This window comes from Microcystis sp. LE19-41.2A, assembly GCF_027530405.1.
Lineage (GTDB): Bacteria > Cyanobacteriota > Cyanobacteriia > Cyanobacteriales > Microcystaceae > Microcystis > Microcystis aeruginosa.
This window is the reverse complement of record NZ_JAPZQJ010000038.1, coordinates 1-9,892: the sequence shown is the minus strand read 5'-3', so window position 1 is coordinate 9,892 and position 9,892 is coordinate 1. Positions and strand designations below refer to the sequence as shown.

The 9,892-nt window shown below is 39.9% G+C and carries 8 protein-coding genes and 1 tRNA gene; 8 read left to right on the top strand and 1 reads right to left on the bottom strand.

Features of this window, described 5'->3' with window-relative positions:
* Positions 1-542: 542 nt before the first annotated feature.
* The 6 genes from O9290_RS01905 to O9290_RS01880 all read left to right on the top strand — a co-directional run bounded on the left by O9290_RS01905 (position 543) and on the right by O9290_RS01880 (position 8,518).
* A complete protein-coding gene (locus O9290_RS01905; protein WP_002759194.1) occupies positions 543-1,076 on the top strand; it encodes a cupin domain-containing protein in 534 nt (177 codons plus the stop codon).
* Positions 1,073-2,200 (top strand): DegT/DnrJ/EryC1/StrS family aminotransferase, encoded by a 1,128-nt coding sequence (locus O9290_RS01900; protein WP_002759190.1) that lies wholly within the window; start codon positions 1,073-1,075, stop codon positions 2,198-2,200. The genes O9290_RS01905 and O9290_RS01900 overlap by 4 nt, the downstream gene beginning before the upstream one ends.
* A 44-nt stretch (positions 2,201-2,244) precedes the next feature.
* Positions 2,245-4,869 (top strand): polyprenol monophosphomannose synthase, encoded by a 2,625-nt coding sequence (locus O9290_RS01895; protein WP_288086623.1) that lies wholly within the window; start codon positions 2,245-2,247, stop codon positions 4,867-4,869.
* Between the two features lie 65 nt (positions 4,870-4,934).
* Entirely contained in the window at positions 4,935-5,915 is a 981-nt protein-coding gene (locus O9290_RS01890) for a hypothetical protein (RefSeq protein ID WP_002759187.1), read from the top strand.
* 1,094 nt (positions 5,916-7,009) lie between these two features.
* The gene (locus O9290_RS01885) at positions 7,010-7,978 is read left to right on the top strand and encodes a DUF4351 domain-containing protein (RefSeq protein ID WP_002759186.1); all 969 of its coding nucleotides are present in this window, start codon (positions 7,010-7,012) and stop codon (positions 7,976-7,978) included.
* Positions 7,979-8,017: 39 nt separating this feature from the next.
* Positions 8,018-8,518 carry a sll1618 family protein gene (locus O9290_RS01880; RefSeq protein WP_043999067.1) on the top strand — a complete coding sequence of 167 codons (501 nt, stop codon included), beginning with the start codon at positions 8,018-8,020 and terminating at the stop codon, positions 8,516-8,518.
* 366 nt (positions 8,519-8,884) lie between these two features.
* Here O9290_RS01880 and O9290_RS01875 read toward each other — a convergent pair.
* Positions 8,885-8,956 (bottom strand) — tRNA-Thr (locus O9290_RS01875).
* Positions 8,957-9,015: 59 nt separating this feature from the next.
* Between O9290_RS01875 and O9290_RS01870 the strand changes: the two genes are divergently transcribed.
* Positions 9,016-9,270 carry a DUF3493 domain-containing protein gene (locus O9290_RS01870; RefSeq protein WP_002759181.1) on the top strand — a complete coding sequence of 85 codons (255 nt, stop codon included), beginning with the start codon at positions 9,016-9,018 and terminating at the stop codon, positions 9,268-9,270.
* A gap of 221 nt (positions 9,271-9,491) precedes the next feature.
* Positions 9,492-9,785, top strand: a complete 294-nt coding sequence (gene rbp / locus O9290_RS01865; RefSeq protein ID WP_288026800.1) for an RNA-binding regulator — start codon at positions 9,492-9,494, stop codon at positions 9,783-9,785.
* The last annotated feature ends 107 nt before the right edge of the window (positions 9,786-9,892 follow it).

Genomic DNA, 9,892 nt, shown 5'->3' with positions numbered 1-9,892 from the left:
CTGGGAGTGAGCGGGGGGAAAATTCAGGTACTTTTTCCCTGAAAATTAGGTAATTGACCAGATGAAAATCGGTAAAACCCTACACCCCACACCCCACACCCCACACCCTGCCCCCACGAAAAACTTTTTCAGCAAACCCTATTTATATCGTCATCAGAAAATATAGCAGTTAGCCGTCTATTAGATATTTTAGTACAAATGCTCGGACTTGTGTTCTAAATGTTCCACAAGTGCTTCGCCATCGTTCCGCTTATCTTCATGAGACCCCTGTTTAATTCTATTTTTTTACCCTTAAGTATTTCTACTTATTTCTAAAGTTAGATGCTCCCGTGTTTTCTTAAATGTATGGTAGAGGCATCTTGCCTTAGTCGGGATTAACCTTCTGTTAACTAAATTAACAGAAGGTTAATTAGATTAAGCTTTAGCTAATTAAATTAAATTAGCCTACCAGGGGTGACAAAAGTTAGTCACTGGTTCGCCCCTTCTTTGCTGTCAATTAATTTCAGCCTTTCTCACAACCATTCCCTAGGGGGGTTAAATTCATGTTTAAACTAGCTTCAGACTTTTTATCTTTAGATTTTCTCCGCCAACAAAATCAGAAAAATAAGCCAGAAAGTCAATTTAACTCTTTGCCAATTTCTCAAATCACGAAAGAGGGTAAAGTTTTAGCGATAATTCTCCGACGAGAGTTTAACCAAGAGGGGATTCATTTCCTAACTCCCGATGATTTTTCCCAACAGTTGGCCTATATGAGACACCCGACGGGAAAAAGTATTATGCCCCACGTTCATAACAAAGTACAACGGGAAGTATTTTTTACCCAGGAAGTCTTAATTATCAAAAGAGGAAAACTGCGGGTAGATTTCTATGATGACGACCAACAATATCTAGAAAGTCATATATTGAGAGATGGGGATGTGGTTTTGTTGATCCAAGGTGGTCATGGTTTCCAAGTCTTAGAAGAAGTAGAAATGATTGAAGTAAAACAAGGTCCCTACGTTGGTAATCAGGATAAAACTCGCTTTACAGGAATTGAGGAAACTGTGGTTAAAATGGCGGGAGCAGAGATAGCATGAGTAGCTTTATTCCCGTCAATGAGCCACTACTTGCGGGCAAGGAAAAACAGTATCTTAACGAATGTATTGATAGCGGTTGGATTTCTTCGGAAGGTCCCTTCGTTCAGAAGTTTGAAGAAAATTTTGCCCTCGCTGTTGGGCGAAAGTATGCCGTTTCCGTGTGCAATGGTTCTATGGCCTTAGAAGCGGCCATCGTCGCTTTAGGAATTGGTTCGGGGGATGAGGTGATTCTCCCCACTTTTACCATCATTTCCTGCGGAGCTGCCATTGTCAAAGCCGGGGCGATTCCCGTGGTCGTGGACTGCGAAGCGCAGACTTGGAACATGGATATCGGGCAGATAGAGGCAAAAATCACGCCCCGCACTAAAGCGATAATGGTGGTTCATATCTACGGATTACCGGTGGCAATGACTCCAGTTTTAGAATTAGCTCAAAAATACGGTTTAAAAATTATTGAAGATGCGGCGGAAATGCACGGTCAAACCTATCAAGGTAAACCCTGTGGTAGTTTCGGTGATATCAGTATCTTTAGTTTCTATTCCAACAAACATATTACCACTGGGGAAGGGGGCATGATTGTCACCAACCAAGAGGATATTTTTGAGCGTTGTCGTTCCCTGAGAAATTTATATTTTCAGCCCCAACGACGTTTTATTCACGAAGAACTGGGCTGGAATCTGAGGATGACTAATCTGCAAGCGGCAGTGGGTTTAGCACAATTAGAACAGCTAGAAACTTTTGTCCAGCGCAAGAGAAAAATGGGCAGACGCTACAGGGAATTATTGCAAAATATCCCCTGTCTAGAATTGCCTCTACCTCAAACTGATTATGCCGAAAATATTTATTGGGTTTATGGTATTGTTCTCAAAGATGAGGTTAACTTTGATGCTATGGAAGCGATGAAACGCCTCAAAGAACATCAGATTGGTACGCGTCCTTTTTTCTGGTGTATGCACGAACAACCGGTATTTCACAAAATGGGATTATTGCAAAATGTTTCCTGTCCCGTGGCTGAAAGACTGGCGCGCAGGGGTTTTTATCTGCCTAGCGGTTTAGCTCTCACGGACGAGCAAATTGAGCGAGTGGCCCAAGCAGTTCAGCAAGTTTTTGCTGAGGCTGAGTAGGGATGAAAAATTGATGAAAATTTTTTGAATAAAAACCGACTTTTATGATAATTGGCACGGAGTTTTTATCTTGGGTAGTAATTGCCTCTGGTTGCTTTTATTCCCTATATCTATGTATTTCAGTTCCCAAGGATGTTTTTTTTAATGGCGATGGGGCGCTGAAAGCTTTACTAGCTCGTCAGCTAAGTAATGGTCCATGGCGATTTGACTTAGTTGAGCGCGCAGAAGCTTGGGTTACTCGTCTTTGGCAAGAGGGTTTATACAGTTATCGCCCCCCTTTTGTTTACTACTTAAATCAACGTTATTATATCTCCTTTCCTTTTCCATTCTCTTTGCTAACTTCCCTTTTTTATAAACTTTGGGGTTATCGTGGGTTTTACTTGATTCCCCTCCTATCAATTTGGGTATTGTGGCTCAGTTTTTCAAGAGCAATTCCCGCTTTTTCCCTAGACAGTTGGGGGAGTCTTTTGGGATTAGTTATTTTGATTTTTGCTTCGCCCTTAACTCTATACAGTGCCATATATTGTGAACATACCCTCGCTGTTACTTTAGGATTTTTGGGAATTGTTATCGCTTTTTTTCTACCCGATACAGCTAATAGTGGCTGGCTGCCCAATTTATTAGGCGGATTTCTAGTGGGTTTATCAGTATGGTTCCGCTCCGAATGTCTGGCCCTAGTGGCAACTTTAACTTTATTAGTTTTCTTGGGTTTAACTCCAGAACAAACCTCAATTTTTGCTTGGTATTCAACCGAGCAAAATCTTAATGTTTCTGATTTTCTGCTAACTAATCGAATAGCTTTTAGTTTTGTACTAGGTATGATTGTTAGTGTGTTTTTACTGTGGTTGTGCAATAAGTTAATTTATAATCGTTTTCTAGGAGTTCACGCTCTGTTAGTCCTTGAGGAGTTTTCTTGGAAAAAACGTATTCAAGAAGCCCTGACCAGTTTTTATCAGTTGAATAGCTCTTTTTTGCTGCATTTTCCTATCTGTATAATTCCCTTAGCTTACTTGCTCACTTGGAGCGGTCAACAATTGAATTTTGCCAGGGATATTCCCGTAACTTTAATTAGTATAATGGCGATTATCATCTTGGCTGTTCTCGTCAATCTTCGCTGGCAAGGAATGGTCAAAACCAAGGCGTTAGTCAAGGACAATATAATTTACTTGCTGATACTTTTAGCCAGTTGTTATCTATTTGACATCGCCAATATATCTCTAGATAAACAAATGCTTTTTGTCTATGATCTCTATTTTATCTACACAGTAGGGGTGTCTTGTTTAGTCGATATTGCCCCGGGAGAAGTCATGGTGGGAGGTAAACAATGGGGACCGAGATATTTATTGCCTCTTATCCCCTTTGTTACCTTATTAACGGTGGAACAAGTAAAAATTGTCGGAGCGAACCAAGAAGTTTTACTAGCCAAGGGAAGCTGGGTTTTACTGTTAATCTTACTGGCAATAGCTGTCTATAAAAACATTTATCAAGGTGGAGAATTTTTCTATAAAACCCATCAGGGGATAGCACCAGCTATCAAAAGCATAGAAGAGAATCCTAATTCTATTGTTGTCTTTTCTCATCAATATGCGGCACAAGTTTTGGGTTTTGGTTTGGAGAAACAAAAAACTTTCTTCCGTGTAGAAGATAGTCAAGCCATGGTTAAACTATGCCAAGAATTAGTCGGTCAAGGATTGTCTAGTTTTCCCTACGTTTGCTATCCCTATCGCCCTTGTCAACTCTTAGAATCCCCACCGGAAGAACTGGAATTTAGCCAAGATGGACAAAAGTTTCAAATTGGCATAAATCGCTCTGGAATCATTGGTAAGTATCCTTTCTATGAAATAGTTATATCTGCTTCTGAGACAGGTTTACTATCCAAAAAATCCGAGGATAAGCCCACAATTACCCCAGCAGCTAATGATTTAGTCTGTACGATTTTACCCACTTATAACGAGCGAGATAATATTAGTCAATTAATTGAACGTTTACTAGCTAGTGTTCCTAGTCCTTATTTAGTGCTAGTGGTGGATGATAATTCTCCCGATGAAACTTGGCAGATAGTAGAAGATTTAGCCAAACAATATCCCACTCCTCCCCAAGATTCGCAATTCCAATCGGGGGTAATTTTGTGTCGCAGAATCAACGAGAAAGGGTTAACTTCGGCTCTACAGAGAGGTATTGACGATGCGATTAATCTGTATGGGGCTAAAATTATTACTTGGATGGATTGTGATTTATCTATGCCTCCAGAAGCTCTGCCACAATTAATCACACCGATTCGAACTAAAAAAGCTGATATGGTTGTAGGTTCTCGTTGGATTCCGGGGGGTGATGATGTTGCCCACGGACTGATGGCCCGGATGTTAAGCTGGATTATTAATCGCATGGCCATCGTGATGCTAGGCAATCAAGTTCACGACTATACCAGTGGTTTTATTGCCGTTCGTTCTCAGGTTTTAGAAAAAATTCGCTTAAAGGGAGATTATGGAGAATACTGCATTGATTTATTAACCCGTGCCAATCGTTTAGGTTATAAGTTAGTGGAAGTTCCTTATCTTTGCGTTCCCCGCATTTATGGTGAGAGTAAAACTGGAATTAATCTCTGGGATTATTTGTCAAAAGGACGGAAATATGTGGCAACTATTTGGCAATTATGGCAAGAAAGATAAGACAATTATCTCTTTTTTTAACTAGAATTAGTGATTCTCTTGATTCAACTCTAGGAGCTAAACTTATGAAGAAAATGTTTACTTTTTGGCCTTGGTTAGCTACCGTTGGGGTGGCCTGGTCTTTGGGTTTTTTTTATAACGTATACTACGGTGGTGAATTAAAGTGGCTCCTACAAATGTACGAACAAAAAGTATCTTTTGCCAAGCAGATAGATGCACCGAGACGAATAATTTTTGCGGGGGGGTCGGGAGTACAATATAGTATTAACTCTCAATTCCTCGAACAGGAGCTAAAAATCCCAGTTTTTAACTTTGGTTTACAGGGAGATTTGGGATTAAATGTCATTTGCCCAATTATTTTAGAACAGGTACGTCCGGGGGATATAGTGGTTCTCATTCCTGAATATTTGATGTTACTGGATGATGATGGTATTGGTTATGGTGATGGTTTATTTGGTTCGGTTCCCTTTAGTGTTGCCATTGGAAAACCGGGTTTAGGAAATATACCCTTAGAACAATTAGTTTCCGAGACTTGGTTAATGGGAGTTCCTAGTTTACGCGCTATAGTAAAAACTGCCGTTGATGTTATACAAACAGGAAAAGCTAGGGGTTATTTATCAGATCCAATCACAGAAAAAGGAGATCCTACCGTAGTCAAACATCGTACAGGTAAATGGTGGACTAGAACATTTGATCGACCTGTTTCGCAACACTCCCTCAAACGCATCGCTCAATTTCAAGAGGAGTTAAAAGCTAAAGGTGCTGATTTAGTAGTTTCTCTCTCTTGGGTTTATGCTAAGACCGATGAAACTACCGTCAAAAATGTTAAAAAAACTATTGAAGAATTGTCTAATATAGTGCCTTTAATCTACAATCCAAAAACTCTTAATCTGCAAACAGATTCTAGTTTATTTGCCGATACCCATGAGCATTTATTACCGGAAGCAAGAATAAGACGCTCTAGGGAACTGGTGCAACAACTGCGTCCTATAATTCAGGAAACAACTACTCAAAATCATCGAATTATTTCTATTCTCAATCGATAATTTAAAAGTTGATCGACTTTTTGGCTCTTCTCGACTTTGTGTGATAATTTTTGCTTATGTAATCGTGAAATGCTTATCGGGCAACACTTTTAGGACTATTTTGTCGAAGAAACTATCAGTATAGACCTCGTTTCCACACAGAAACCAGAAGAGCCACTTTTTGTACTAGCAGTAATTTGGGATGGAGATAGCAGGGAATTGATTTAACCGGCAAAATTACCGTAAATTTCCCTGAATTTATTCAATTTTATTTTTTGGAATTGTTCTTCCTTCAACAAAGGTTCTTTTCCTCTCGGATGTTCCTGACTCTTTTTCTTGAGATTTTAACTCCTTCTTTTCCTAATTCGTTAAAGCTTTTGATAATTTGGGTTCTTCGGTTTGTGTTATGCAATGGACGGGAGTTATAAGGGGTGAAACCCTTATATAGAAAGACATTGCTTCGATTTTTGCCAATTGTTTTCAATCTAGAACGAGCTAATCAATTAAGTCTTTTGCCAGATAAGGATTTAGCCGATTTTTGCCCCCTGATCGAACCATACCAAGTAACGAAGAACCCTCTTTTTCTTGAGTTTTTAACTCCTTCTTCTCCTAATTCATTAGAGCTTTTGAGAATTTTAAAACTATATTGATAATCTCATCCCACAGCTACTGCCGCATTTTTGATTGTCCATCCTCAAGATATTTTACCTAACCAGTGCCATCTTCTTGTTGCCACCGAATCTTGACTTGCTTTATATCTATCTTTCATTTGCTCTGAACTTGGATGTGCGGCTAAGTAGGCTTTTTTGGGCATTTTATCTCCTCGTCCTTACTCTTCTTATGATACTAAATCCGGTTATTAAAGACTGATTATTTATTCCTCCTGTTGCCTCTTGCCTTTTGCCTTTTGCCTGTCCTAATAAGTAGCCTATACTCAACGGATTTAGTATGATAACAGGATTTGCTATTACCCCTCGCTCAAATTTGTGCTACTATGGAAGGTAATATCGAGGATTTAATTTCTTGGCCTCCTAGTGCTAATCATTGGGTAAAACCCTTATAATTACTAGAATATGAAGATAAGCTGAAAGATTCCCCGTTTGCAATTATTATGTATGAATAATGTTATTGACCATGATCGTTTATTTAAGGAATTAATTGCGACTTTTTTTGTTGAATTTATTCAGTTGTTTTTTCCTGAGATTATCAATTATTTAGAGCCTAATCAGATCACATTTTTAGACAAAGAAGTCTTTACCGATGTCACGGAAGGAGAAAAGTATGAAAGTGATTTAGTCGCCCAAGTTCAATTTCGAGGACAATCATCATTTTTCTTAATTCATCTAGAAGCACAGTCTAGCTCTCAACCGGAATTTAATCGGCGAATGTTTACTTATTTCGCTCGTCTGCATCAAAAATTTGCCTTACCAGTTTATCCCATTGTCATATTCTCCTATGATCGTCCACAAAAAGAAGCAATTCGTCAATATAAAATTGAGTTTCCTGACTTAAAAGTGTTAGAATTTAACTATCAAGTTGTCCAGTTAAATCGCTTGAATTGGCGAGATTTTATTAATCAACCTAATCCCGTCGCCGCCGCTTTGATGGCTAAGATGAAAATTGCCCCTCGGGATAGAGCAAAAGTTAAGGCACAATGTCTAAGATTATTGGTAACATTAAGATTAGATGCCGCTAGAATGCAATTGATTTCAGGCTTTGTCGATACCTATCTCAATCTCAACTCGTCCGAGGAGATAGAATTTCAACAGGAGATTAGCACATTTATTCAACCCGAACAGGAGGGAGTTATGCAGATTACAACCAGTTGGATGCGCCGCGGTTTAGAACAGGGTTTAGAACAGGGTTTAGAACGGGGTTTAGAACGGGGTTTAGAACAGGGTTTAGCAAGAGAAAGAAATCTAATTATTCGTCTGATTAAACGTAAGTTAGGAGCTATTGATGTGGATATAGAGAGTCGGATTATGCCCTTGAATATTGATGATCTAGAACGAGTGGGGGAAGCTTTATTGGATTTTTCAACAGTGGAGGATTTAACTAATTGGTTAAATGCTTTAGATGCTTAGTATTTTTCTCTTAAACTTCACAGAAGGCTAGGTATGGATATGAGTATAACTTTTGAAAATGCCATCCAACAAACTCAAGATTTACTAAGTCAAATTGAGTTTTTAGATACCGATACAATAACTCAGAAAATTACTGAGTTAGTCTCCACAGAAAATGGAGCTAGAGGATTTTTTGTTACTTATTTAACCAGCGATTTACCCTATACGGAACATCCTAGTTTAGAAGTAATCACTGCTTTAAAAACTTCCCCGATATTGGTGAATGAATTATTAGTCAAAAATCTGGCTATGTCCACGGCAATGGTCATCTATCATCGCAGTCAAGGAGACGAAGAAAACGCCCAAGGTTCTGAGAAAGTCCAAGAAAAAACTGGTCAACTAATTAAGCAGTTATTATCGCAGTCCTTGGGGGAAAAATTACAACAATTAGCCACCAGTTTAAACACAGGACAAGGAGAATATCAAGCCTTTCTAGAACGCTGGGGATATGACGATTGCCAACGTCAAGCGATCGCAAAAATCATTCAACCTTTTCTTTAGTAACTAGCTGATTTTTTCCCAAAGATTTCGCCCAAAATAGGGAGCGATCGGTTAGAGGAATTAACTCTTTTACCTCTTGTTGGCTGCTAAAATGGCTTATTGAAGTAAATCGGCTCTCTTACTCTTGGTGTGATAAGTTTAACTTATATAAGACCGATCAATCTTTGTGTGCTTTGTGTCTTTGTGGTTCGTTCCATTCGCTCGCCAGTGGGAATGTATCTGAGAATAGATTTTACCCACCAAACCCAAGAGAGCCGCAAATCCCCAGCAAAGGCATTAGGGGGTTTTGCCATAGCCGCCACAAAACCAAGGCATTTAACCACTGTACCAGTATTTCTTAGTCAACTTCCGGGAGGTAAAACCCCAAGCCGATGATGGGATTTGAACCCACGACCAATTGATTACGAATCAACTACTCTACCACTGAGCTACATCGGCACATTGCCAGTTCCCGATTATATCACGGACAATAGATACAGAGCTAGAAAAATTTTTTTATGAGCAAATCCCCTCGACTTGATCCCCAAAAATACGCGCGCTTGAAAGAGGAAGCGGCCAATCCCTACCGAGGTCTGCGGCAGTTTATCTATCTCGGTCTAGGGGCCTCTGGTTTTATCGGTGCGGTGGTGTTTCTGGCCCAATTAGCGGCAGCCAGGGACGTAGCCACCGCCTTACCCAATTTTGCCCTACAAATCGGTGTGGTGGCCCTGATGATTTGGTTATTTCGTCGGGAAAAAAAAGCTGGCGGTTGAGGGAGTAGCCACCGATAGCCAAAACGGTCTCTTTCCCTGGAGAATAAAAGTTAACATTAACTCCAATCTTTCTGTGTTATGATCAGGGGGAGAGTCAAGATTAGTGTTCAAGTTCGTTTTCAGTATTAATTCGGTAAGTCTTTTACTTTAGTATTGTTCGGCTTCTCCCTGAATTTTGTGTCTCCACACCGTTTCGAGTATTGTTCGAGGATTCAAGTATTATGTCTATTTTTGTTGGTAATCTCTCTTACGAGATTTCCCAAGAAGATCTGGTCGATGTCTTTGCAGAGTACGGCAAGGTTAAGAGGGTTCATATTCCCTTGGACAAAGAGACACAGCGCAAACGCGGTTTCGCCTTCGTGGAAATGGAAAGTAAAGCCCAGGAAGCCGCCGCAATTGAGGCACTAGATGGTGCTGACTGGATGGGGCGATCAATTAAAGTTAACGAGGCCCGCGAGCGTGAAGAGCGCGCGCCCTTCAATGGTGGTGGTGGTGACAGAAAAAAACGCTATTAAGCTTTTTTTGTGAATAATTGTGGGAGGGTGGACAGGGTTCACCCTTTTTTGTCGGCAATTGCGATCGCTGCTCCTCTCAAAACCAATAGAAATCTAAATGTCTGAGT